Here is a 23025-nt window from a genome sequence, read left to right as displayed (position 1 = left end):
TATGACCATGTAGCGGCGCTGCGAATGGTTTACGATAGCGCCCATGCTGCAAGACCTAGACCAACTCGCTGCCCGTATCGGGCAACTGGTGCAACGCACCCGCCAGCTGCATGGCGAACGGGATGCCTTGCGATCCCGCCTGGCCCAGGCTGAACAGGAATCCCGCAAACTGCGCGAACGCTGCGACGAGGCGGATGCGCGTCTGCACGCCCTGCAGGAACGCCTGCAGACCCACGATAGCGAACTCGCCGCCAAGCTGGCGCAGTCCGAAGAAGCCGAAGCCAGGCTGCGCGCCGAGCTCGAGAAACATGCGGAACAGCGCCAGGCGCTGGAAAACCAGCTCGCCGCTCAGGAAAGCGCGTGGCAAACGCGCTTGAATGCGCGCGAAACCGACCTGCAGCGCTTGCGTGTGGCGGCCGTGGCGGCGCGTGAACGTATCGACGCCGTTCTGGCGCGCCTGCCTGGCGCGCCGGTCGAGGAGCACCAGTAAGTATGGAACGCGTAGATGTCAATATCCTGGGACGTGAGTATTCGCTCGCGTGCTCGGTGGATGAAAAACCCACGCTGGTGGCCGCCGTGCGCCATGTGGACCAGCTGATGCAGCGTATCCAGGCTACCGGTAAAGTGTCGAGCAATGAACGCATCGCCGTCATGGCGGCGCTTCAGGTGGCCGGCGAGCTGTTGTCGATGAAAGCGCCCGACGGTCCGCTGGGCGGGTTGGCGGTCGGCGACTTCAAGCGTAGAATTGAAGACATGAATTCGATGCTGGACGACGCCCTCTCGGGGCAGGAAAAGTTGCTGTAGTCGTGTATCCTCGTGTGCCGCGGGCACACAGGAATCGGCGGTGCAATCCGCACTTGCACGCTACGATGCGCCCGCATCCTGATTCATCCACGGTTTTTCGGTTTGTCCCTGCCGTGCTCGTGACTGGACCATACATTCTCTGAACCTATGCTTTATGGCATACAGGTTGCGTGAATGTGGGGGCTGGTGTGATCGTCTCTCTGTCAGACGAACCCGAGGCCCCTCCGATCGCGACCACCTTGAACCTCTCGGTTCGAGATGCCGGTCCTGACGGCACAGGCGGGGCATTTACTCTGCGGGCCTGCTCTCATGCAGGCCCGCGGCATATCGGCAAAGCGCATAAAGCGCATATCTTCCGCCGCTGTCCTGTTGCGCGTTCGGCGGTCATGCAAGGCGCCGGCCAAGCAGCCCGGCGCGAGGCCGCCTTTACCCTGTACACCGTTTCAAAGGCCATACACACATGCCCGAACGCTTCCTGCCCATTCCTCTTGGTCACCTCCTGGCGCGCGGGGCAGTGGTCCTGGCCGCCGTCTGCGTTGCGCCGGGCGCGGTGGCGCAGACGGCGCCGGGCGCCGAGCCAGGCGCCGCCGCGGCGCCGCACGGCGATGACAAGGCGGACACGGGGCCTTTGCTGACGCTGCAGGCCGCCGCTTCCGAAGACGTCAGGCAGGACACGGTGCAGATCACGGTCAGCGCCCAGGTCGAGGCGCCGGATCAGGCCTCGGTCGGCCGCAAGTTGAACCTGCTGCTGGACGACATGATGAAAACCGCCAAGAGCAACGCCCAGGTCAACGCGCGCACCGGCAGCTATCGTGTGTGGCCGAACACCAGTAACAAAGGCAAGCTGGTGGGCTGGCAGGGCGAGGGCTCCATCATCCTGGAATCGACCGACTTCGATGCGGCTTCCGCGCTGGCGACCAAAATGGGCGACAAGAGCGCCATATCGAATATCAGCTTTACCTTGTCGCGCAAGGCGCGCGAGGCCGCCGAACGCAAATTGCTGAACCAGGCGGCGCAGGCCTTCCGCGAGCGCGCGCTCGCGGCTGCATCCGCGTTCGGTTTCAGCGGATATCGCGTCAAGAAAATCCAGCTGGGCGGCGTGGGCGCCGTCGCCCCGCGTGCCTATATGGCGATGGCCAAAGGGGCGCCGGCCCCGGCGCCGGCCGCCGATGTCCCGCTGCAGGCCGATATGGTGACGGTCAGCGTCGACGTCAGCGGGACGGTCGTCTTGCAGTAAAGACGAACATCAGGATGCCCATCAAAACCATGGGGATGGACAGCCATTGGCCCATGCTGAGTCCGCCGGCCAGCAGGCCCAGGAAATTGTCCGGCTCCCGGGTGAACTCCACCAGGAAGCGGAACGTTCCATAACCGATCAGGAAAAGGGCGCTGACCTGGCCCGTGGGCCTGGGCTTGCGGGCAAACCACCACATCAGGATGAACAGGACGATGCCTTCCAGGCCCAGTTCATAGAGCTGCGATGGGTGGCGCGGGATGCCGTCGCCGCTTTGCGGGAATACCATGGCCCACGGTACGGTGGTAGGCCGGCCCCATAGTTCGCCGTTGATGAAGTTGCCCAGTCGGCCCATTGCCAGGCCCAGCGGTATCAGTGGGGCGATGAAATCGCTCACGGTAAAGAACGATACGCCGCGCTTGCGGGCGAAGTACAACATGACCAGGATGACGCCCAACAGGCCGCCGTGGAAGGACATCCCGCCTTCCCACAAATAAAAAATCTCCAGCGGGTGCGTGAAGTAATAGCTTGGTTTATAGAACAACACATAGCCCAGCCGTCCCCCTGCGACCACGCCGATCACGCTGTAGAAGATCAGGTCCTCCAGGTCGCGCGGCGAGAATCCTCCCGCTACCTTGTCATGCGCGATGCGCCAGCGCCCCAGCAGATACACCAGACCGAAGCCGAACAGATACATGAGTCCATACCAATGGACGGCCAGCGGGCCGATACGGACGGCGATGGGATCGAATTGCGGATAGCGCAGCATGGGTTCGATGTATAAAACGAAGTGGCCCGATCATAACCGCCCCGCAGACAGGCCGCAGTGCGGATCGTGCGTGGGCAAGGAGTCAGATCATGGCAGCGAATGAACGTTCCCGGCATATAACGCAAGGCGTCGCGCGCGCCCCGAACCGCGCCATGTACTACGCGTTGGGATATCGCGAAAGCGACTTCGACAACCCGATGATCGGCGTGGCCAACGGCCATTCCACCATTACGCCCTGCAATAGCGGGCTGCAGCGCCTGGCCGATGCCGCGGTGCAGGCCATACGGGATGCCGGCGCGAATCCGCAGATCTTCGGCACACCGACGATATCGGACGGGATGTCCATGGGTACCGAAGGCATGAAGTACTCGCTGGTGTCCCGCGAGGTCATCGCCGACTGCATCGAGACGGCCGTCCAGGGGCAGTGGATGGATGGCGTCGTCGTGATCGGGGGATGCGACAAGAACATGCCCGGCGGCATGATCGCCATGGCGCGCATGAACGTGCCGGCCATCTATGTCTATGGCGGCACGATCAAGCCTGGGCATTACCAGGGGCGCGACCTGACTATCGTGTCGGTGTTCGAGGCCGTGGGTGAATACACCATGGGACGCATGGGCGAAACGGACTTCAAGCAGATCGAACGCTGCGCGGTGCCGGGATCCGGTTCCTGCGGCGGCATGTATACGGCCAATACCATGAGCTCGTCGTTCGAGGCGATGGGGCTTAGCCTGCCGTATTCCAGCACCATGTCCAACGAGGATGCGGAAAAGACGGCATCCGCGGCCGAATCGGCGCGGGTGCTGGTGGAGGCCGTGCGCCGGGGAATCCGGCCCAGGGACCTGATCACGCGGCGTTCCATCGAGAACGCGGTATCGGTCATCATGGCCACGGGCGGGTCCACCAATGCCGTGCTGCATTTTCTTGCCATCGCACATGCCGCCGAAGTGGAATGGACCATCGACGACTTCGAACGCATACGCCTGCGCGTACCGGTCATCTGCGATCTGAAACCGTCCGGACGCTATGTGGCCACCGATTTGCATCGCGCCGGCGGTATTCCGCAAGTCATGAAGCTGCTGTTGAATGCGGGTTTATTGCATGGCGACTGTCCCACCATCACGGGTAAGACCATTGCGGAAACGCTGCGCGATGTACCCGATGCGCCGCCGGCGGGGCAGGACATCATCCGGCCCGTGGACAGGGCCTTGTATTCCCACGGACATCTGGCCATCCTGAAGGGCAATCTGGCGCCGGAAGGTTGTGTGGCGAAAATCACCGGCCTGAAGAACCCTGTGATCACCGGCCCTGCCCGCGTTTTCGATTCCGAGGACGATGCCATGGCCGCGATCATGGCGCGCGGCATCGTGGCCGGGGACGTGGTGGTCATACGCTACGAGGGTCCCAAGGGCGGGCCCGGCATGCGGGAAATGCTGTCGCCCACGGCCGCCCTGGTGGGCCAGGGCTTGGGAGAAACCGTGGGCCTGATCACCGATGGGCGGTTCTCCGGCGGGACATGGGGCATGGTGGTCGGCCATGTGGCGCCGGAAGCGTTCGTGGGCGGCCCCATCGCGCTGATCCGGGAGGGCGATTCGGTTACCATCGATGCCCACCGACTATTGTTGCAACTGAATATCAGCGACGACGAAATGGCCGAACGCCGTAAAGCCTGGACCGCGCCCAAGCCCCGCTATACGCGTGGCGTGCTGGCGAAGTTCGGCAAACTGGCCGGCACCGCCAGTCGCGGAGCCGTCACCGATGCATTCGAAGATTGAGCCGATATGGCGTGGCGCTGCCTACGCCGCGCTGTCGCTGCTGCTTGCCCAGGGCGCGCACGCCCAGACCTTGGGCGAATCGTTGGTAAAGAGCAAGGTCTGCCTGGGCTGCCACCAGGTGGACGCACCGCGCGTCGGGCCGCCCTTCACCGCGGTGGCCCAGCGCTATGCCGGGCAGCCGGAGGCGGTGAGCTATCTGGCCCAGTCCATACGCAATGGGGGCCGCTACCGTTGGGGCAAGCTGTCGATGGCCGCGCAGCCGCAAGTCAGTCCCGAAGAGGCACGCGAAATCGCGAGCTGGATCCTGTCCCTGGCGCCGGCGCGAAAAGATCCTTGATCTCCGGCCGGGGGGATAGAGCGTCACCCCCCGTGCCACTCCGCCAGTGTCACCTCGAATGCCAGCCGCAGGTCACCTTATAGAGTGGCACCCTGCCGGCCGGCCGCCGCCTATTTTCCCGCTGAGGCGCGACCCCGCTCATGCCTTGCTGGCTGTGTCCGCGGGCTTTAGTACGCCGCGGCGCATCTGGTCGAGTTCGATCGACTCGAACAGCGCCTTGAAGTTGCCTTCGCCGAAGCCTTCATTGCCCTTGCGTTGGATGATCTCGAAGAAAATCGGTCCGATCTGGTTCTCCGTGAAGATCTGCAGCAACAGGCCGCCGCCAGGGGCCCCATCGAGCAGGATCCGGTTCTTCTCCAGCCGCTCCGTCTGCTCGCCGTGATCGGGCAGCCGCCGATCCAGCAGCTCGTAATAGGTTTGCGGCGTATCCAGGAAGGTGACACCCTGCGCGCGCAGCGCCTCCACCGTTGCATAGATGTCGTCGGTGCTCATGGCGATGTGCTGAATGCCTTCGCCGTGATAAAGGTCCAGGTATTCCTGGATTTGTCCCTTTTGTTCGGTGCCCTCTTCATTGATCGGGATGCGAATGTTGCCGCAGGGCGAGGTCATGGCCTTGGACTTCACGCCCGTCACCTGGCCCTCGATGTCGAAATAGCGGACTTCGCGGAAGTTGAACAGGCGCTCGTAGAATTCGGCCCATTCCGCCATGCGGCCCTTATGCACGTTGTGGGTCAGATGGTCGACCATCGTCAACCCGGCGCCCACGTGGTTCATATCGCTTTCCGCGGTCCGCGGGTCGATGGGCTCGAAATCCACGTCGTAGATGCCGATATCGCCGATCCCCCCGTGCCCATCCTTGCCGCGCCAGCGGTCCACCAGATAAATGAGGGAATCGCCGATGCCCTTGATCGCGGGGATGTTCAGCTCCATCGGGCCGCTGTGCGAGTCGAATCCCCAGGCGCCCAGTTCCAGGGCGCGGCGATAGGCGGCCGCGGCATCCTGGACCCGGAAGGCAATGGCGCAGATCGACGGGCCGTGCAACCGTGCGAAGCGCTGCGCAAAGGAGTCCGGCTCCGCATTGACCAGGAAATTGATGCCGCCCTGGCGGTACAGGATGACGTCCTTGTGTCGATGGCGCGCGATCGCCTTGAAGCCCAGGTGCTCGAATACCCGGCGCAAGGCGGCCGGGTCCGGCGCGGCGTATTCGACGAACTCGAACCCCGCGGTGCCCATCGGGTTATCCCAGGGGTGGAAGGCTGCGGTCATGATTTGCGTCCCTATATTCTGCGTTGGAAGAAGTCCCAAAATTGTAGAAAACATGCCCCGGCAGTCGATTGCGAAAATGGCTGCGTTCTACATATTTCAAGCAATAAAATGCTCTGAAATGAAAATAGAGGGTCGAAAATGCCAAAAGAATCACTAGATAGGACGGATCGCAGGATTCTGAACGAGCTGCAGCGCGACGGCCGCCTGACCAACCAGGAGCTGGCGGACCGTGTATCGCTCTCCCCGAGTCCCTGCCTGCGGCGGGTGCGGCGCCTGGAGGAAGAAGGCTATATCCGTCGCTACGTTGCCGTGGTCGACGCCGAAAAAGTGGGCTTTGGGCTGGTGGCCTACGTCACCATCCGGCTGAACAAGCACACCGGCTCCAGCCACGCGCCGATGGCCGACTTCGCCAGGGATGTGCAAGGATGGCCGGAGGTCGTGTCCTGTTATGCCATGACCGGGGACATGGACTACCTGTTGCGCATCCAGGTGCAGGATCTTGCGCACTTTTCTCGCTTCGCAATGGATACCTTGATGCAGCACCCCGCGGTCATCGACATGCGTTCCAGCTTCTCGCTCCAGAAAATCAAGGAAACGACGGAGCTGGCGCTGTAGGGCAGGGCCGCCCGGGCCACGGTCCCCCGTCAAGCAGGGGCCTCGGCGCAATCCCTGTCAGCGGCAGAGCCGCCTTACCGAGGGAAGCGGGGCCACCCGTTGGGATGAGGCGGCCGCCGTGCTATGATATTCAGTTCCAGTTGCGTTATTGGACTGGAGACAAGTCCGCCGACGAGATGGGCGGCCTTGTTAGGGTGATTGCGGGTTGGTGGTGGCCGGCGGTATGCGGCGACTACCTGAGTCAGGTGATCGGCGTGTGCGGGCGGCCCAATCAGGGCAATCTGTCGCAAGCCCATCGACCGGGATTTTGTCGGAACGATTAGCGACGAAATCCAGTTCGAGAAGATCGATTTGACAGCCCAAAAAAATGTCTTCATAATCTCGTTTCTCTGCTGCTGACACAGCAAGCGACGCGAAGCAGCCGGCAACGGTGACTTAGGCGGCTTGGATGGCAAGGCTGAAATGCCGATGCGAGGTCAGCGGGAACCGCAAGGTGCCCGGGGTGGCGAGCCCGACTTGTTCTTTAAAAACGAAACAACCGATAAGTGTGGGCGCTTGATGAATCAAGGCGCACCTGTCTCGCGTGGCATGCAAATGCCGGGTGGGATGGGGCCGAAGAAATCAAGTGCTCACAAAAGTAAGTGTCAGGAATCAGGCGATTTAGTTCGTCTGGGTCCTCACTTCCTTTGAGAGCGCTAGCGAAAGACAGCCCCGTGTCTCCGGATACGTGGGTTGTACGAAACAGAGATTGAACTGAAGAGTTTGATCCTGGCTCAGATTGAACGCTGGCGGGATGCCTTACACATGCAAGTCGAACGGCAGCGCGGACTTCGGTCTGGCGGCGAGTGGCGAACGGGTGAGTAATGTATCGGAACGTGCCCAGTAGCGGGGGATAACTACGCGAAAGCGTAGCTAATACCGCATACGCCCTACGGGGGAAAGCGGGGGATCTTAGGACCTCGCACTATTGGAGCGGCCGATATCGGATTAGCTAGTTGGTGGGGTAACGGCTCACCAAGGCGACGATCCGTAGCTGGTTTGAGAGGACGACCAGCCACACTGGGACTGAGACACGGCCCAGACTCCTACGGGAGGCAGCAGTGGGGAATTTTGGACAATGGGGGCAACCCTGATCCAGCCATCCCGCGTGTGCGATGAAGGCCTTCGGGTTGTAAAGCACTTTTGGCAGGAAAGAAACGGCGCCGGCTAATACCTGGCGTAACTGACGGTACCTGCAGAATAAGCACCGGCTAACTACGTGCCAGCAGCCGCGGTAATACGTAGGGTGCAAGCGTTAATCGGAATTACTGGGCGTAAAGCGTGCGCAGGCGGTTCGGAAAGAAAGATGTGAAATCCCAGGGCTTAACCTTGGAACTGCATTTTTAACTACCGGGCTAGAGTGTGTCAGAGGGGGGTGGAATTCCACGTGTAGCAGTGAAATGCGTAGATATGTGGAGGAACACCGATGGCGAAGGCAGCCCCCTGGGATAACACTGACGCTCATGCACGAAAGCGTGGGGAGCAAACAGGATTAGATACCCTGGTAGTCCACGCCCTAAACGATGTCAACTAGCTGTTGGGGCCTTCGGGCCTTGGTAGCGCAGCTAACGCGTGAAGTTGACCGCCTGGGGAGTACGGTCGCAAGATTAAAACTCAAAGGAATTGACGGGGACCCGCACAAGCGGTGGATGATGTGGATTAATTCGATGCAACGCGAAAAACCTTACCTACCCTTGACATGTCTGGAATCCCGAAGAGATTTGGGAGTGCTCGCAAGAGAACCGGAACACAGGTGCTGCATGGCTGTCGTCAGCTCGTGTCGTGAGATGTTGGGTTAAGTCCCGCAACGAGCGCAACCCTTGTCATTAGTTGCTACGAAAGGGCACTCTAATGAGACTGCCGGTGACAAACCGGAGGAAGGTGGGGATGACGTCAAGTCCTCATGGCCCTTATGGGTAGGGCTTCACACGTCATACAATGGTCGGGACAGAGGGTCGCCAACCCGCGAGGGGGAGCCAATCCCAGAAACCCGATCGTAGTCCGGATCGCAGTCTGCAACTCGACTGCGTGAAGTCGGAATCGCTAGTAATCGCGGATCAGCATGTCGCGGTGAATACGTTCCCGGGTCTTGTACACACCGCCCGTCACACCATGGGAGTGGGTTTTACCAGAAGTAGTTAGCCTAACCGCAAGGAGGGCGATTACCACGGTAGGATTCATGACTGGGGTGAAGTCGTAACAAGGTAGCCGTATCGGAAGGTGCGGCTGGATCACCTCCTTTCAGAGCGCGCGTCAGGGTTTGTTAAGCGGCCACACTTATCGGTTGTTGAAAAGACTGGATCGATAGCGGATCCGATACGCATTGGGTCTGTAGCTCAGTCGGTTAGAGCACCGTCTTGATAAGGCGGGGGTCGTTGGTTCGAATCCAACCAGACCCACCACGAGATTAGGGCGGCGACGCTTTAATTGGGGGTGTAGCTCAGCTGGGAGAGCGCCTGCTTTGCAAGCAGGATGTCATCGGTTCGATCCCGTTCACCTCCACCATTTACTGTCAATTGCTGGTCAATTGGCGGCCATTGGTGAGTGCGAGTGCCGGGTCCGCGAAGAAAGAGTTCAACGCTCAGTGTTTGACCTGCCGGGTTCTGGCGGGTCGAGTCTTGAGCGTTGGGTTTTTGACTCGACAGTTTTATTCGTTCTTTAACAATCTGGAAGAAGCACAACGAGAAGTATTGGCGGTGCATTGAAGTTGAATGCGCCGTTGGATACGGGTTGTGATTGCATGATAGTTCAAACTCAAGTGAATTGATTTGAACGGCACAAACGCGAAGTAATCATGTCAGAAGCAAGACGGTTGCTTGTTCGGTTTTATAGCCATTAGCGTTATAGGATCAAGCGACTAAGTGCATATGGTGGATGCCTTGGCGATCACAGGCGATGAAGGACGTTGTAGCCTGCGAAAAGCTGCGGGGAGCTGGCAAACAAGCATTGATCCGCAGATATCCGAATGGGGAAACCCACCGTCGCGAGACGGTATCCTGGGCTGAATACATAGGTTCCAGGAAGCGAACCGGGTGAACTGAAACATCTCAGTAACTCGAGGAAAAGAAATCAACCGAGATTCCGAAAGTAGTGGCGAGCGAAATCGGAAGAGCCTTTACGTTTTAGCGCGTTGTATAGTCGAACGGAATGGAAAGTCCGGCCGTAGCAGGTGATAGCCCTGTAGGCGAAATGCAATGCGTGGAACTAAGCGTAAGAGAAGTAGGGCGGGACACGTGAAATCCTGTTTGAAGATGGGGGGACCATCCTCCAAGGCTAAATACTCGTGATCGACCGATAGTGAACCAGTACCGTGAGGGAAAGGCGAAAAGAACCCCGGAAGGGGAGTGAAATAGATCCTGAAACCGTATGCATACAAACAGTCGGAGCCTCCTTGTGGGGTGACGGCGTACCTTTTGTATAATGGGTCAGCGACTTACATTCAGTGGCAAGCTTAACCGGATAGGGAAGGCGTAGCGAAAGCGAGTCCGAATAGGGCGATTTAGTCGCTGGGTGTAGACCCGAAACCAGATGATCTATCCATGGCCAGGTTGAAGGCACGGTAACACGTGCTGGAGGACCGAACCCACTAGTGTTGAAAAACTAGGGGATGAGCTGTGGATAGGGGTGAAAGGCTAAACAAATCTGGAAATAGCTGGTTCTCTCCGAAAACTATTTAGGTAGTGCCTCAAGTATGACTGCGGGGGGTAGAGCACTGTTATGGCTAGGGGGTCATGGCGACTTACCAAACCATGGCAAACTCCGAATACCCGCAAGTCCAGCTTGGGAGACAGAGCACCGGGTGCTAACGTCCGGACTCAAGAGGGAAACAACCCAGACCGCCAGCTAAGGTCCCGAATTATCGCTAAGTGGGAAACGAAGTGGGAAGGCTTAGACAGTCAGGAGGTTGGCTTAGAAGCAGCCATCCTTTAAAGAAAGCGTAATAGCTCACTGATCGAGTCGTCCTGCGCGGAAGATGTAACGGGGCTAAGCGATAAACCGAAGCTGCGGGTGTGCAGGTCAAACTGCACGCGGTAGGAGAGCGTTCTGTAAGCCTGTGAAGGTGACTCGTAAGGGTTGCTGGAGGTATCAGAAGTGCGAATGCTGACATGAGTAGCGATAAAGGGGGTGAAAAGCCCCCTCGCCGTAAGTCCAAGGTTTCCTGCGCAACGTTCATCGGCGCAGGGTGAGTCGGCCCCTAAGGCGAGGCAGAGATGCGTAGCTGATGGGAAGCTGGTTAATATTCCAGCACCGTCGTACAGTGCGATGGGGGGACGGATCGCGGAAGATCATCAGGGTGTTGGATGTCCCTGTTGCTGCATTAGAGAGGGCGCTTAGGCAAATCCGGGCGCGTGACTCAAGGGTGTGGCACGAGCGAGCATGTCTCGCGAAGTGATTGGAAGTGGTTCCAAGAAAAGCCTCTAAGCTTCAGCTGTACGAGACCGTACCGCAAACCGACACAGGTGGACGGGATGAATATTCCAAGGCGCTTGAGAGAACTCGGGAGAAGGAACTCGGCAAATTGATACCGTAACTTCGGGAGAAGGTATGCCCCGGTAGTGTGAGGCGCCTGCGCGCTGAGCATGATGGGGTCGCAGAGAATCGGTGGCTGCGACTGTTTATTAAAAACACAGCACTCTGCAAAGACGAAAGTCGACGTATAGGGTGTGACGCCTGCCCGGTGCCGGAAGGTTAAGTGATGGGGTGCAAGCTCTTGATCGAAGCCCCGGTAAACGGCGGCCGTAACTATAACGGTCCTAAGGTAGCGAAATTCCTTGTCGGGTAAGTTCCGACCTGCACGAATGGCGTAACGATGGCCACACTGTCTCCTCCCGAGACTCAGCGAAGTTGAAGTGTTTGTGATGATGCAATCTACCCGCGGCTAGACGGAAAGACCCCATGAACCTTTACTGTAGCTTTGCATTGGACTGTGAACCGGCCTGTGTAGGATAGGTGGGAGGCGCGGAAACCGAGTCGCCAGATTCGGTGGAGCCAACCTTGAAATACCACCCTGGTCTGTTTGCGGTTCTAACCTTGGCCCGTTATCCGGGTTGGGGACAGTGCATGGTGGGCAGTTTGACTGGGGCGGTCTCCTCCCAAAGCGTAACGGAGGAGTTCGAAGGTACGCTAGGTACGGTCGGAAATCGTGCTGATAGTGCAATGGCATAAGCGTGCTTGACTGTGAGACTGACAAGTCGAACAGGTGCGAAAGCAGGACATAGTGATCCGGTGGTTCTGAATGGAAGGGCCATCGCTCAACGGATAAAAGGTACTCTGGGGATAACAGGCTGATACCGCCCAAGAGTTCATATCGACGGCGGTGTTTGGCACCTCGATGTCGGCTCATCTCATCCTGGGGCTGTAGCCGGTCCCAAGGGTATGGCTGTTCGCCATTTAAAGAGGTACGTGAGCTGGGTTTAAAACGTCGTGAGACAGTTTGGTCCCTATCTGCCGTGGGCGTTGGATACTTGACGGAGCCTGCTCCTAGTACGAGAGGACCGGAGTGGACGTACCTCTGGTGTACCGGTTGTCATGCCAATGGCATTGCCGGGTAGCTATGTACGGAAGAGATAACCGCTGAAGGCATCTAAGCGGGAAACTCGTCTGAAGATTAGGTATCCCGGGGCCTCGAGCCCCCTAAAGGGTCGTTCAAGACCAGGACGTTGATAGGTCGGGTGTGGAAGCGCAGTAATGCGTTAAGCTAACCGATACTAATTGCCCGTGCGGCTTGATCCTATAACCCTGATGGTTAGACCCCAACAATTGCAACCCTCGCAACTGACTGCGAGCCGGTCGCCTGAGCCACCTGCCCAGGCCGCCCGCTTGCCATGATGCTTGGCGTAGACGTGCCACGCGGATCCATGCGATCCGCCACGCAGTCCCAACCCGAATCCTATGCCGCTCACCGGCCGCGCCTCAACAGCGCCGCCGCTGCCGGCAACCCCAATACCCTCGCCGCAAGCGCGCTTGCGTGTGCTTTGACCAGATTGGCGTGACGCGCCAGCCCCCCAACCGGGCCGGCACGCCGCGCAACCCTTTACGCCTGACGACCATAGCAAGGTGGCCCCACTCCTTCCCATCCCGAACAGGACAGTGAAACGCCTTCGCGCCGATGATAGTGGACGGACGTCTGTGAAAGTAGGTCATCGTCAGGCTCTTACCCCCAAAACCCCGCTGGGTCACCCCAGCGGGGTTTTGCTTTATGTGCCGCCCTTCGGAAGACGTCACAGCGCCCCCTTCGCTTGATAGCGATCTCTTTTTGCGGGCAGCTTCGAAGACGTCCGCAAATAACAACGTTCAACACTCCGGTTTTCTTGTTCGGCGAAGGCCGCGGATGTTGTGCGGTACCATATTCGGGTCAACGAGAAGGAGCGGTTATTGTGAGTGAGCCCCAGACCCCTGTTACCAGCAGTGCCCCCGACCTGCGCACCATTACGCACGTGGCGTATGGCCTGTATGCCTTGGGCTTCGTGACGGGTGGTTTCCTCGCCATCGCGACACTTGCGGCCGTTGTGCTCGTGTATATCAAGCGTGCGGATGCAGCCGGCACCTACTACGCTTCGCACTTCGATTGGTTGCTGCGCACGTTCTGGTGGGCCTTGCTGTGGCTGGCGATCAGCGCCATTGCGACGCTGATTTTTGTCGGCTGGATCGGTGTCGCCGCCACCGTGATATGGGTGCTCTATCGCCTCATCAAGGGCTGGCTTGCGCTGATGGAAGGGCGAGCGCCCACCGCGACGTATGGCTAATCACACCGGCCAGCGCACGTAAGTCGCGCGGGCGGAGAGTGAAAAAAAACGGCTGGCACGAATGCCAGCCGTTTTTTTTAATCTGTCCCGGGCGGTTATCAGAACACAGCCATGGAAGGTCGGTGCCCACGTTCCCTGGCACGGCGCCTGCTGATACGAAACGCGTCGCGGCGCTATCGTTTGCCGGGGTCCGCAAGGATGGAACCCGCTGACGCATCAGCCTGGTCCATGTGGTCTCGCGGTGAAGCGAACCTTACTTGAGATGGGCGTTGACCAACTTGGTCAATTCGAACATCGAAACCTGGTCTTTGCCAAACAGCGGCCGCAGTTTGTCATCTGCGTTGATATTGCGCTTATTGCTGGCATCTTGCAGGTTGTGCTTCTTGATGTATTCCCAGATCTTTTTCGTGACCTCGGTGCGCGGCACGGCCTCGGGACCGATGACCGCAGCCAGATCCGCGCTCGGGGTGAGCGGCTTCATGAAAGCAGCATTCGGCTTGCGGGCGGACGCGGTTTTGGAGGGTGTGGCCATAATGCGGCTCTCCTTCTCTGAGTGTTGGAAAATTGATCCTGCGGCCGGAGCATAACGTGTCTGCGCCCTAAAGACAAAGGCATTTATCGTCTGTAGCAACTAAAATTACCCACTGATCTCCGCAACTTTGTAATCCGTGACGGACTATGTATCCGCGTTCAGCGCTCGAATCGATACGCTTATTCCATGATGAACTAACGGCACTGCGGCGCGACCTGCATGCGCATCCAGAGCTCGGCTTCGAGGAGGTGCGCACGTCGGGGATCGTGGCCGGCGCGCTCGAAGCGCTGGGCATTGAAGTGCACCGGGGTATCGGCAAAACAGGCGTGGTTGGGGTAATTCGCGGCCGCGGCACGGACAGCGGCCGCATGATCGGATTGCGCGCCGATATGGATGCGCTGCCCATGACCGAAGACAACGCTTTCGGGCACAAGTCCACCAAGCCAGGCCTGATGCATGGCTGCGGGCACGATGGGCATACGACGGTTCTATTGGGCGCGGCGCGCTACCTGGCGCAAACGCGCAACTTCGACGGCAGCGCGGTGCTTATCTTCCAGCCCGCGGAGGAAGGCCGCGGTGGTGCCAAGGCAATGATGGAAGATGGACTGTTCGACACTTTTCCGTGCGATGCCATCTATGCCCTGCATAACTGGCCGGGACTGCCACCGGGGACGATAGGCATCAACCCGGGGCCGATGATGGCCGCCGCCGACCGTTTCGAGATCGTCATCAACGGACGCGGTGGCCACGGCGCGCATCCCTACCAGACCATAGACCCCGTGGTGGTGGCCGGGCACCTGATCACGGCCCTGCAAAGCATCGTCGCGCGCAACATCAATCCGCTGGATTCCGCGGTACTGTCCGTGGGCTCCGTGCAGGCCGGCCATCCGGGCGCCATGAGCGTGATTCCCCGGGAAGCCCGGATGGTGGGTACGGTGCGCACCTTCCGCAAGACCGTGCAGGAGCTCGTCGAACGCCGCATGAGCGAGTTGGCCACGTCGATCGCCAGCGCGTTCGGCGCGACCGCGGAGGTGAAGTACGAGCGCATCTATCCCGCCACGCTGAATACGCCCCAGCACGCCAACCTGGTCGCCGATATCGCTACCGAGATGGTGGGCAAGGAGAACGTCGTCCGCGACCTGGTTCCTTCCATGGGATCGGAGGACTTCTCGTTCATGCTTCAATCCCGTCCGGGCGCATACTTTCGCTTGGGGCAGGGCGGCGCGGAATCGGGGTGCACGCTGCACAACAGCCATTTCGATTTCAACGACGCCGTCATTCCGCTGGGCGCGGCGATGTTCTGCGCGCTGGCCGAGCGGGGCATGCCGCTGTCGGAATAATTGCCGCCCCGTCCGTGACATCATTTCCGCGAACGCCGAACGCCGAACACCGCCATCATCTTCCTTGGAAATTCAATGTCCACACAGTCTTTCGATACCATGGTCATCACGCGGCCGGATGATTGGCATCTGCATCTGCGCGATGGCGATGCCCTGGTGGCCGTGGTGGCCGACACCGCGCGGCAGTTCGCCCGGGCGATCATCATGCCCAACCTGAGGCCGCCTGTTACCACAACGGCGCAGGCGCTGGCGTACCGCGAACGCATCGAGGCCGCACTCGCCCGCGCGGGGGTGGCCGCCGGGTCGTTCACGCCTCTCATGACGCTCTACCTGACCGATAACACCTCTGCCGATGAAATCCGCCGCGCCAGCAAATCGGGCAGCGTGTACGCGGTGAAGCTCTATCCGGCCGGCGCGACGACGAACTCGGACGCCGGCGTGACCGACCTATTGGGCAAGTGCCGGCCTGCGTTGGACGCGCTGGAAAAATGCGGCATGCCTTTGCTGGTGCATGGCGAGGTAACCGATCCGCAGGTGGACGTCTTTGATCGCGAGGCGCTGTTCATCGAGCGCGTCATGCGGCCGCTGCGACAGGCCTATCCCGCCCTGAAGGTGGTCTTCGAGCACATCACCACCAAGGATGGCGCGGAATACGTGCGTGATGCGGAAGGCCCCGTGGCCGCCACCATCACGCCGCAGCATCTGCTGTACAACCGCAATGCCCTGTTCCAGGGTGGCATGCGTCCGCATATGTACTGCTTGCCGATCCTGAAGCGCGAAGTGCACCGCCAGGCGCTTGTTGCCGCGGCGACCAGCGGAAACAAGCGGTTCTTCCTGGGCACCGATAGCGCCCCCCACGCGCGCGGACTGAAAGAGCATGCCTGCGGCTGCGCGGGCTGCTATACGGCGCTGCACGCCATGGCGCTGTACGCCAAGGCTTTCGAGCTGGCCGGTGCGCTGGACAAGCTGGAGGGCTTCGCCAGCCATTACGGGCCGGACTTCTATGGCCTGCCGCGCAACAGCGGCACCTTGACCCTCAAGCGCCAGGAATACGTGGTGCCCGAAGAAGTCCCCTATGGCGCGGCCACGCTGGTGCCGCTGGCTGCCGGCGAGTCGCTGGCCTGGCGCGTACAAGGCTAAGAGGCGGCCCGGCGCGCTTCCAGTTGTTCCCAGCGGCTGAACTTTTCCTCCAGCGCGCCTTCCAGCTCCGCGAGTTTTTCGTTGATGCGGTTCACCTCATCGGGCGCATCCCGGTACAAAGAGCCGTCGGCCAGGCGCGCCGATAATGCGGCCTGTTCGGCCTCGATGGCGGCGATGGTGTCCGGCAGGCTTTCCAGCTCCTTGATTTCCCAGGCGCTCAAGCGGCTGGCCTTGGCGCTCTTGGGCTTGGCCTGGGCCGCGGGCCTGTCCAGCGCCGCCGCACGCTCGGGCGTTTCCGACGGGGCCGGCGCCGGGGCGGGACGCTGCGCGAGCCAGTCGTCGTAGCCGCCTACATAATCCTTCCACATGCCCGGCCCGTCATTCGCGATGGTCTGCGTCACGACGTTATTGAGAAATTCGCGGTCGTGGCTGATCAGCAGCACCGTGCCCGTATATTCCTGCAGCAGGGCCTCCAGCAGTTCCAGGGTCTCGATGTCGAGATCGTTGGTCGGCTCGTCCAGCACCAATACGTTGGCCGGCCGCGCGAACAGGCGTGCGAGCAGCAGGCGCGCGCGTTCTCCACCGGACAGGCTGCTGACCGGCGAACCGGCGCGCGCCGGCGTAAAGAGGAAGTCGCCGAGATAGCTCATCACATGCTTTCGCGTTCCCCCGATCTCCACCCACTCGCTGCCGGGGCTGATGACGTCGGCCAGGGTATCCGTCTCGTTGAGTTGCGCGCGCATCTGGTCGAAGTAGGCGACCGCCACGTTGGACCCCGCGCGGACGGTGCCCGCGTCCGGCGCCAGTTGGCCAAGAATGATGCGCAGCAAGGTGGTCTTGCCCACGCCGTTGGCGCCGATGATGCCGATGCGATCGCCGCGCAGGATGGTGGTGGAGTAATCGTCCACCACCACGCGCTCGCCGAAGGCCTTGCACACGTGCTGCAACTCCGCGACGAGTTTTCCCGAGCGCTGCCCTTCGGCGATGGCCAGGTTGACGTTTCCCTGGCGTTCGCGCCGTTCGGCGCGTTCCACGCGCAGGCGTTCGAGCCGCCGTACACGGCCTTCGTTGCGGGTGCGGCGCGCTTCCACGCCCTTGCGTATCCAGACTTCTTCCTGGGCCAGCAATTTGTCGAAGCGCGCCTGTTCCAGCCGCTCCGATTCCAGCCACTGCGCCTTGCGATCCTGCCACTGCGAGAAATTGCCCGGGAAGCTGAGCAGGCGGCCGCGGTCCAGTTCGACGATGCGCGTGACGACATTGTCGAGGAAGCGGCGATCGTGGGTGATGATGACCGCGCTGCCTTTCCAGTCGGACAGCATCTGTTCCAGCCACGCGATGCCGTCGAAATCCAGGTGGTTGGTCGGCTCATCCAGCAGAAGCAGGTCGGGCTCCCCGGCTAGCGCCCGGGCCAGCGCGACGCGTTTGCGCGTCCCTCCCGAAAGGCCTGCGATACGGGCGTCCGCCGGCAGGCGCAGTCGTTCCAGCAGGGAACGGACGCGCGAAGGCCGCTGCCAGTCCTCGGTTTCGTCGACCGGACCGCAAACCGTTTCGAAGACCGTGGCGGCTTCGTCCAGGATGGGTTCCTGCTCTACGGTGGCGACCTTCAGGCCGGCTGCCCGCGAGATATCGCCATCGTCGGGGTCGCTGCGGCCGTCCAGCAGCCGCAGCATGGATGACTTGCCCGCGCCGTTGCGTCCGATCAGGCCGATGCGTTCCCCGGCCTGGATGGAGAAATCGGCGCCGTCCAGCAAGGGATGATGGCCGTAGGCGAGGTGGACGCCGGTGAAGGTGATCAGGGTGGCAGGGGCCATGTAGCGACAGCGTATCGAGTAAGGACCGATATTGTCGCAGGAAGGCCGGCGCCATGCCCGGGTGTATTCGCGCCGGTGGGCCGGGCTAAGGGCGGGCCGCGGGCGTCCGATCGGGGATGGCGGCGGAGGCGTGCGGCCGGGCGTCGGCGGACGATGGTGCGGCATCGGCCGCGGGCACTTGCGTGGCGGCAGCGGCGGGCGCCGCCCTGGGGTCGAAGTAGCCGTCGGTCAGCGTGCCCAGAAACGCCACCACGTCATCGATCTCCCGTGGCGTCAGTGCCGGCTTATCCCCCGGCTTGCCGCCGAAAGGAGGATCCATATTGACGTTGTCGCGGTACCTGGCCGGCAGGTCGTCGAACTTCTCCACCGTGCCGTCGGCGCGGCGCGGGTACCAGCGCTCGGGCTGTACGTCGCGCGTCGCGTAGAACTCCACGACATCGCGCAGTGTATGGAAAACGCCGTTGTGGAAAAACGCCTTGCGGGTCGCCACGTTGCGCAGCGTGGGCGAGCGGAAAAGGCCGCAGTACTCGGGGTGGTCCTCCAGGTCCTTGCGGTAAGGCCCGCATAAGCCCAGGTCGAAATAGGCGGGGTCGCTGTTGGCGGCGATGGCGGGATTGCGCGGGACGCCCAGCGCGATGTGGCCGTAGTCGTTGAAGATGGGCAGCGTGCCGGGGACGCTGAAGCGGTGGCAGCTGGCGCAATTGCCCTTGTCTTCCGCGGCGAACAGACGCAGGCCGTCGGCTTCCTGCCGCGTGAAGCTGGCGCGTCCCATCGCCACCGCGTCGTACTTGCTGCTGTAAGGGAAGAACAGCGACGGCGTGTCCTGGTAATACGCGAGCGCTTGTGAAATGGCCGCGAAGGCCTTGTCCGTATTGTCGAAGACCTGGCTGCCGTACAGGCGGCGCACGGTGTCGGCGTACGGCGCGGCCTGAACACGGGCGACGATGGCGGCCGGATCCTTGTTGCCCATCTCGCGCGGGTCCAGCAAGGGAATGCGGGCTTGCGCGTCGGCGCGGTTCACGCGTCCGTCCCAGGTCAATCCTCCGGTAGGGCCGGCATCGGTGCTGTTGTCGCCTTCTTCCTCGCTGTCGACGAAGTGTTCGTTAAAAGGCGGCACCTGTTGCAGATACATCAGGGACGGTACGGCGCGCACGCCGGACTGCGTCATCTCGGCGCCGCCCGGCTGCACGGACAGATCGTTCGGCGGACCGAAGTGGTTCTGGGGACTGTGGCAGCTGGCGCAGGATTGCCGCCCCGATGCCGACAGCCGCGGGTCCATGAACAGGACCTGGCCCAGGGCCGCAAGATCGGACGCTCTTTGCCGCGCATAGACCCGGTCGTAGGCGGCCGGCGGCGGTGGGTAGTAGGTGGCGTGCGGCGCTGCGCTATCGGCCGTGCCATCCCTATCCCGTGTCGCGGCGGATATGCCCATGGCGCCTATCGACAGCAGGACCGCCGCGAGTGAAACAAGCAGGCGTGTTGGCGTGAAGGCAAGGCGTACGCGGGACATGAGGGCTCGGGATGCATGACGGAAAAACTGCGGCGAGCCTAGCAGCGCAATATTTCAGCGCCCGGTATGTGGGCTGACCGTTCGCTGAATCCGCGGCGGCCATGTTCAGTTCGGGGTCAGCGAATCTTCATGAGGTTCACATGCTGGTGACCGACCATGGCGGCACTTTTCTCAAGTCATTGCTCAAAGGGAATTTGCCGGGTATGAAACCGACTCTCCGCACGATGTGCGCTTTTTCGCTGCGGCCGCTGGCTGCGATAGCGGTCCTGGGTTCGCTGGCCGCCTGTGGCGGCGACGGAGGGGACACCACGCCTTCCGATAGCTTCGCTCGAGCGGAGGACCGCGCGGTGGAAAACATCCAGACCGTCGTGGTGATCTACCCGGAGAACCGAAGTTTCGATAACCTGTACAGCGATTACCCGGGCGTGGACAGCCCGCTTGCCACGGCAAGCTACGCGCCCCAGGTGGACCGCGACGGCAAGACCGTGCTTGCGGCCCTGCCGCCGGTATGGGCCGGCCTGACCAACGCCAAAGCGCAGTTCGATCCCGCCGTGCCCGTGGTCACGACCTCGCAAACGCAGGGGATGGCCAACAAACCGTTCTCCATCAATGAGACCTATCCCGGGGTGGATCTGAAGGCGGTGAACGCCGACCTGTGGCACAACTTCTATCAGAACCAGATGCAGATCGACGGCGGCAAGAACGACCAGTTCGTTGCCTGGGCCGATACCGCCGGCGGTCTGGTCATGGGGCATTTCACGGGCAATGCCAATACGCTGCCCCTGTGGAAGGTCGCGCAGAAGTACACGATGGCCGACCATTTCTTCATGGGCGCTTTCGGTGGCTCGTTCCTGAACCACCAATACCTGATCGCGGCGGCGCCGCCCGTCGTACCCATCAACGACAACAACAAGAGCAAGGTCGCCACGCTGTCCGATGGCCCGCAGGGTTCGCACCTGGCGGTGAATCCGGCGGCCGCCGGTGCCGATTCCGCGCTGAGCGGGCCAGCCACGTCCATCTTCATGACCAGCAGCGCCACGATCACGCCGGACGCCTTTGGCATCAACACGATGCAGCCGGCCTACCAGCCCAGCGGCAACAAGCCGGCGCCGAACGCGCAGGGCGTAGCGGCCGGCCTGCTGGCCGATCCCGCCAATGCCACCACCGTGCCGCCGCAAACGCAGGACAACATCGGCGATTATTTGAGCCAGAAGGGCGTCGAGTGGGCCTGGTATAGCGGCGGTTGGGCCTTCCAGACGGCGCGCTCGACGAGTCCCTCGGGTTGGGTGGGTTCCGACTACACGGGTACCGCCCTGCAGGCCAATGGCCAACCCTTCGTCAACTTCCAGTTCCATCACCAGCCCTTCAATTACTTCAAGCGCTTCGATCCGACCACGCCGGACGGCGTCGCCCAGCGCAACGAGCACCTGAAGGATGCCGGCGTCAACGGCGAGAGCTTCATCGCCGATATCCGCGCCGGCAAGCTGCCGCCCGTGTCGTTCTACAAGCCGGTGGGCAACCTGAACGAGCACAACGGCTATGCCGACGTGCTGCGCGGCGACCAGGCCATCGCCAACATCGTCGCCGAACTGGAAAAGAGCCCGCAATGGGGCCACATGCTTGTCGTCATCACGTATGACGAAAACGGCGGCCTCTGGGATCACATCGCGCCGCCCAAGGGTGACCGCTTCGGTCCGGGATCGCGCGTTCCGACCATCCTGGCCGGCCCGACGGTCCGCAAGGGCTATGTCGATCACACGATGCTCGATACGACTTCCATCCTGCGCTTCATCACGCGCCGCTGGTCGCTGCCGGAACTGCCCGGCCTGACCAGGCGCCGCGATGCGCTGAAGCAAAACACCGGGGCGGACCAAGGCGACTTGAGCGAAGTGCTGGATACCTCTCTGACCTGAGCCCGCTCTCCCGCGAAAAGGCGCTCGTCCCTCCGGGCGTCTTTTTTTTGCCTGCTTCCGTGCTGTCGCGCCGCGGGAAGGCGACGGGTTCCGGCTTGGTCTAAAATAGCCGGGCAAGACGGGTCGGGCAATCGCGGTGCGCATGCATCGAGGAAGGTCCGGACTCCACAGGGCGCGGTAGCGGCTAACGGCCGTCCGGGCGCGCGGCGGGCAACCGCGGCGCGCCTGAGGAACAGGGCCACAGAGACGAGTCTGCGAAGCGGGCGCGGTCAAACCGCGCACAGGCACGGCCACTTCCGTGTCGCGCGCTCCGGTCACGGGGCGTGGCGTCGCAGGGTGAAACGCGGCAACCTCTACCGGGAGCAACATCAAATAGGCATGCGTACGGTCCTCGGACCGTGAAGGGCGGCTCGTCCAAGCATGCGGGTAGGTGGCTAGATCCGGCCAGTAATGGCCGGGCCAGAGGAATGATTGCCCGCCGGGTTTCCCGGCGTACAGAATCCGGCCTATAGATCCGTCTTGCTTCCCCCGCAGGGGCGGGGGCGGCGCACCCCGCAATCTCCTTCTTTGCTTAGTCTCAGGTAGGACTTTTAGATCATTTTGCAACCCCCTGATTTATCAGGGGGTTTTTATTTTTGGTTTTCAACGGTGACGTCTAAGTCCTTGTTGTGATTGAAAAAAATGTGTCCGGTTGCTTGACCGGAGGTTTCCCTTCCCGTAGAGTGGGAAAAAGTAGGTTTTTGTGCAATTAAGTGGGAGGAATGGGTGTTCCAGGGAAGCAGCGCGCTCACGCTGGATGCGAAGGGTCGGATCTCAATTCCGACCCGGCATCGTGACGCCCTGGTCGCTCAGGCGGAGGGCCGGCTGACGCTGACCCGCCACCCGGACGGTTGCCTGTTGCTCTACCCGCGCCAGGAATGGGAGAAGAAGCGTGAAGTCATCGCCGCGCTTCCCATGTCTGCCCGGGCGTTGCAGCGGCTGCTGCTGGGCAACGCCCAGGATGTCGAGCTGGATGGATCCGGCCGCATCCTGATCGCCCCCGAACTGCGCAATGCCGCAGGAATGACGCGAGAAGTGATGTTGCTCGGCATGGGCGCGCACTTCGAGCTCTGGGATGCCGCTTCCCTGGCCCGCCGCGAGGCGGAAGATCTGGCTCAGGGAATGCCGGAAGTGCTGAATCAGTTTTCCTTCTGA

Annotated in this window: 16 protein-coding genes, 2 tRNA genes, 3 rRNA genes and 2 other RNA genes; 18 read left to right on the top strand and 5 right to left on the bottom strand. The window is 61.4% G+C overall.

Annotated features, from left to right (window positions below; all coding sequences use genetic code 11):
- Nucleotides 1–43: 43 nt before the first annotated feature.
- The 4 genes from AKI39_RS19820 to AKI39_RS19805 all read left to right on the top strand — a co-directional run bounded on the left by AKI39_RS19820 (nucleotide 44) and on the right by AKI39_RS19805 (nucleotide 2041).
- Complete coding sequence (locus AKI39_RS19820; protein WP_066639973.1) at nucleotides 44–490, top strand: hypothetical protein; 447 nt, start codon at nucleotides 44–46, stop codon at nucleotides 488–490.
- 2 nt (nucleotides 491–492) lie between these two features.
- Entirely contained in the window at nucleotides 493–804 is a 312-nt protein-coding gene (locus AKI39_RS19815; protein WP_066639968.1) for a cell division protein ZapA, read from the top strand.
- A gap of 102 nt (nucleotides 805–906) precedes the next feature.
- Nucleotides 907–1094: non-coding RNA, 6S RNA (gene ssrS / locus AKI39_RS19810), on the top strand.
- A gap of 170 nt (nucleotides 1095–1264) precedes the next feature.
- Nucleotides 1265–2041, top strand: a complete 777-nt coding sequence (locus tag AKI39_RS19805) for an SIMPL domain-containing protein (RefSeq protein WP_066639966.1) — start codon at nucleotides 1265–1267, stop codon at nucleotides 2039–2041.
- Here AKI39_RS19805 and lgt read toward each other — a convergent pair.
- Nucleotides 2016–2807 carry a prolipoprotein diacylglyceryl transferase gene (lgt, locus tag AKI39_RS19800; protein WP_066639964.1) on the bottom strand — a complete coding sequence of 264 codons (792 nt, stop codon included), beginning with the start codon at nucleotides 2805–2807 and terminating at the stop codon, nucleotides 2016–2018. The two genes, AKI39_RS19805 and lgt, sit on opposite strands and share 26 nt — an antisense overlap.
- Nucleotides 2808–2896: 89 nt before the next feature.
- Here lgt and ilvD point away from each other — a divergent pair, with 89 nt between their 5' ends.
- Both ilvD and AKI39_RS19790 read left to right on the top strand, forming a co-directional pair.
- Nucleotides 2897–4582, top strand: a complete 1686-nt coding sequence (ilvD, locus tag AKI39_RS19795) for a dihydroxy-acid dehydratase (protein WP_066639962.1) — start codon at nucleotides 2897–2899, stop codon at nucleotides 4580–4582.
- Nucleotides 4566–4919 carry a c-type cytochrome gene (locus AKI39_RS19790; RefSeq protein WP_066639959.1) on the top strand — a complete coding sequence of 118 codons (354 nt, stop codon included), beginning with the start codon at nucleotides 4566–4568 and terminating at the stop codon, nucleotides 4917–4919. The genes ilvD and AKI39_RS19790 overlap by 17 nt, the downstream gene beginning before the upstream one ends.
- A 138-nt stretch (nucleotides 4920–5057) precedes the next feature.
- On the opposite strand, the gene hppD is transcribed toward AKI39_RS19790, so the two are convergent.
- On the bottom strand, nucleotides 5058–6185 hold the full coding sequence (gene hppD / locus AKI39_RS19785; protein ID WP_066639957.1) for a 4-hydroxyphenylpyruvate dioxygenase: 1128 nt from the start codon (nucleotides 6183–6185) through the stop codon (nucleotides 5058–5060).
- A 138-nt stretch (nucleotides 6186–6323) separates the two neighbouring features.
- Between hppD and AKI39_RS19780 the strand changes: the two genes are divergently transcribed.
- The 7 genes from AKI39_RS19780 to AKI39_RS19750 all read left to right on the top strand — a co-directional run bounded on the left by AKI39_RS19780 (nucleotide 6324) and on the right by AKI39_RS19750 (nucleotide 13585).
- Nucleotides 6324–6800 (top strand): Lrp/AsnC family transcriptional regulator, encoded by a 477-nt coding sequence (locus tag AKI39_RS19780; RefSeq protein ID WP_066639949.1) that lies wholly within the window; start codon nucleotides 6324–6326, stop codon nucleotides 6798–6800.
- Between the two features lie 750 nt (nucleotides 6801–7550).
- Nucleotides 7551–9081 (top strand): 16S ribosomal RNA (locus tag AKI39_RS19775).
- An 83-nt stretch (nucleotides 9082–9164) separates the two neighbouring features.
- Nucleotides 9165–9241 (top strand) — tRNA-Ile (locus AKI39_RS19770).
- A gap of 27 nt (nucleotides 9242–9268) precedes the next feature.
- Nucleotides 9269–9344: transfer RNA gene (locus AKI39_RS19765), tRNA-Ala, on the top strand.
- A gap of 342 nt (nucleotides 9345–9686) precedes the next feature.
- Nucleotides 9687–12572 (top strand): 23S ribosomal RNA (locus tag AKI39_RS19760).
- Nucleotides 12573–12878: 306 nt separating this feature from the next.
- Nucleotides 12879–12991: ribosomal RNA gene (rrf, locus tag AKI39_RS19755) — 5S ribosomal RNA — on the top strand.
- Together the 16S, 23S and 5S rRNA genes with 2 tRNA genes alongside form the textbook arrangement of a ribosomal RNA operon.
- 225 nt (nucleotides 12992–13216) lie before the next feature.
- Nucleotides 13217–13585 carry a DUF4870 family protein gene (locus AKI39_RS19750; RefSeq protein ID WP_066639947.1) on the top strand — a complete coding sequence of 123 codons (369 nt, stop codon included), beginning with the start codon at nucleotides 13217–13219 and terminating at the stop codon, nucleotides 13583–13585.
- 253 nt (nucleotides 13586–13838) lie between these two features.
- Here the strand turns inward: AKI39_RS19750 and AKI39_RS19745 are convergent, their stop codons facing one another.
- Entirely contained in the window at nucleotides 13839–14117 is a 279-nt protein-coding gene (locus AKI39_RS19745; protein WP_066639945.1) for an SWIB/MDM2 domain-containing protein, read from the bottom strand.
- A gap of 146 nt (nucleotides 14118–14263) precedes the next feature.
- Here AKI39_RS19745 and AKI39_RS19740 point away from each other — a divergent pair, with 146 nt between their 5' ends.
- Nucleotides 14264–15457 carry a M20 aminoacylase family protein gene (locus tag AKI39_RS19740; RefSeq protein ID WP_066639943.1) on the top strand — a complete coding sequence of 398 codons (1194 nt, stop codon included), beginning with the start codon at nucleotides 14264–14266 and terminating at the stop codon, nucleotides 15455–15457.
- Nucleotides 15458–15532: 75 nt separating this feature from the next.
- Nucleotides 15533–16597, top strand: a complete 1065-nt coding sequence (gene pyrC, locus AKI39_RS19735; RefSeq protein ID WP_066639940.1) for a dihydroorotase — start codon at nucleotides 15533–15535, stop codon at nucleotides 16595–16597.
- Here the strand turns inward: pyrC and AKI39_RS19730 are convergent.
- Entirely contained in the window at nucleotides 16594–18408 is a 1815-nt protein-coding gene (locus AKI39_RS19730) for an ATP-binding cassette domain-containing protein (RefSeq protein ID WP_066639937.1), read from the bottom strand. The two genes, pyrC and AKI39_RS19730, sit on opposite strands and share 4 nt — an antisense overlap.
- A gap of 85 nt (nucleotides 18409–18493) precedes the next feature.
- Nucleotides 18494–19918: a cytochrome-c peroxidase gene (locus AKI39_RS19725; RefSeq protein WP_083228943.1), complete on the bottom strand. Its 1425-nt coding sequence runs from the start codon at nucleotides 19916–19918 to the stop codon at nucleotides 18494–18496.
- A 203-nt stretch (nucleotides 19919–20121) separates the two neighbouring features.
- Here AKI39_RS19725 and acpA point away from each other — a divergent pair, with 203 nt between their 5' ends.
- The 3 genes from acpA to mraZ all read left to right on the top strand — a co-directional run bounded on the left by acpA (nucleotide 20122) and on the right by mraZ (nucleotide 23025).
- A complete protein-coding gene (acpA, locus tag AKI39_RS19720) occupies nucleotides 20122–21831 on the top strand; it encodes an acid phosphatase (RefSeq protein WP_235610681.1) in 1710 nt (569 codons plus the stop codon).
- A 115-nt stretch (nucleotides 21832–21946) separates the two neighbouring features.
- Nucleotides 21947–22356: RNase P RNA component class A (gene rnpB / locus AKI39_RS19715), an RNA gene on the top strand.
- A 240-nt stretch (nucleotides 22357–22596) separates the two neighbouring features.
- The gene (gene mraZ / locus AKI39_RS19710; protein ID WP_066639927.1) at nucleotides 22597–23025 is read left to right on the top strand and encodes a division/cell wall cluster transcriptional repressor MraZ; all 429 of its coding nucleotides are present in this window, start codon (nucleotides 22597–22599) and stop codon (nucleotides 23023–23025) included.

Source organism: Bordetella sp. H567 (genome assembly GCF_001704295.1).
GTDB lineage: Bacteria > Pseudomonadota > Gammaproteobacteria > Burkholderiales > Burkholderiaceae_B > Bordetella_C.
The sequence above is the reverse complement of the archived record's forward strand: the minus strand, read 5'-3'. Positions and strand labels throughout refer to the sequence as shown.

Bases quoted from the DNA above. Each gene is read 5' to 3' on its own strand.
- AKI39_RS19820 (WP_066639973.1), top strand. From the start codon at position 44: ATGCTGCAAGACCTAGACCAACTCGCTGCCCGTATCGGGCAACTGGTG.
- AKI39_RS19815 (WP_066639968.1), top strand. From the start codon at position 493: ATGGAACGCGTAGATGTCAATATCCTGGGACGTGAGTATTCGCTCGCG.
- AKI39_RS19805 (WP_066639966.1), top strand. From the start codon at position 1,265: ATGCCCGAACGCTTCCTGCCCATTCCTCTTGGTCACCTCCTGGCGCGC.
- lgt (WP_066639964.1), bottom strand. From the start codon at position 2,807: ATGCTGCGCTATCCGCAATTCGATCCCATCGCCGTCCGTATCGGCCCG.
- ilvD (WP_066639962.1), top strand. From the start codon at position 2,897: ATGGCAGCGAATGAACGTTCCCGGCATATAACGCAAGGCGTCGCGCGC.
- AKI39_RS19790 (WP_066639959.1), top strand. From the start codon at position 4,566: ATGCATTCGAAGATTGAGCCGATATGGCGTGGCGCTGCCTACGCCGCG.
- hppD (WP_066639957.1), bottom strand. From the start codon at position 6,185: ATGACCGCAGCCTTCCACCCCTGGGATAACCCGATGGGCACCGCGGGG.
- AKI39_RS19780 (WP_066639949.1), top strand. From the start codon at position 6,324: ATGCCAAAAGAATCACTAGATAGGACGGATCGCAGGATTCTGAACGAG.
- AKI39_RS19745 (WP_066639945.1), bottom strand. From the start codon at position 14,117: ATGGCCACACCCTCCAAAACCGCGTCCGCCCGCAAGCCGAATGCTGCT.
- AKI39_RS19740 (WP_066639943.1), top strand. From the start codon at position 14,264: ATGTATCCGCGTTCAGCGCTCGAATCGATACGCTTATTCCATGATGAA.
- pyrC (WP_066639940.1), top strand. From the start codon at position 15,533: ATGTCCACACAGTCTTTCGATACCATGGTCATCACGCGGCCGGATGAT.
- AKI39_RS19730 (WP_066639937.1), bottom strand. From the start codon at position 18,408: ATGGCCCCTGCCACCCTGATCACCTTCACCGGCGTCCACCTCGCCTAC.
- AKI39_RS19725 (WP_083228943.1), bottom strand. From the start codon at position 19,918: ATGTCCCGCGTACGCCTTGCCTTCACGCCAACACGCCTGCTTGTTTCA.
- acpA (WP_235610681.1), top strand. From the start codon at position 20,122: ATGAAACCGACTCTCCGCACGATGTGCGCTTTTTCGCTGCGGCCGCTG.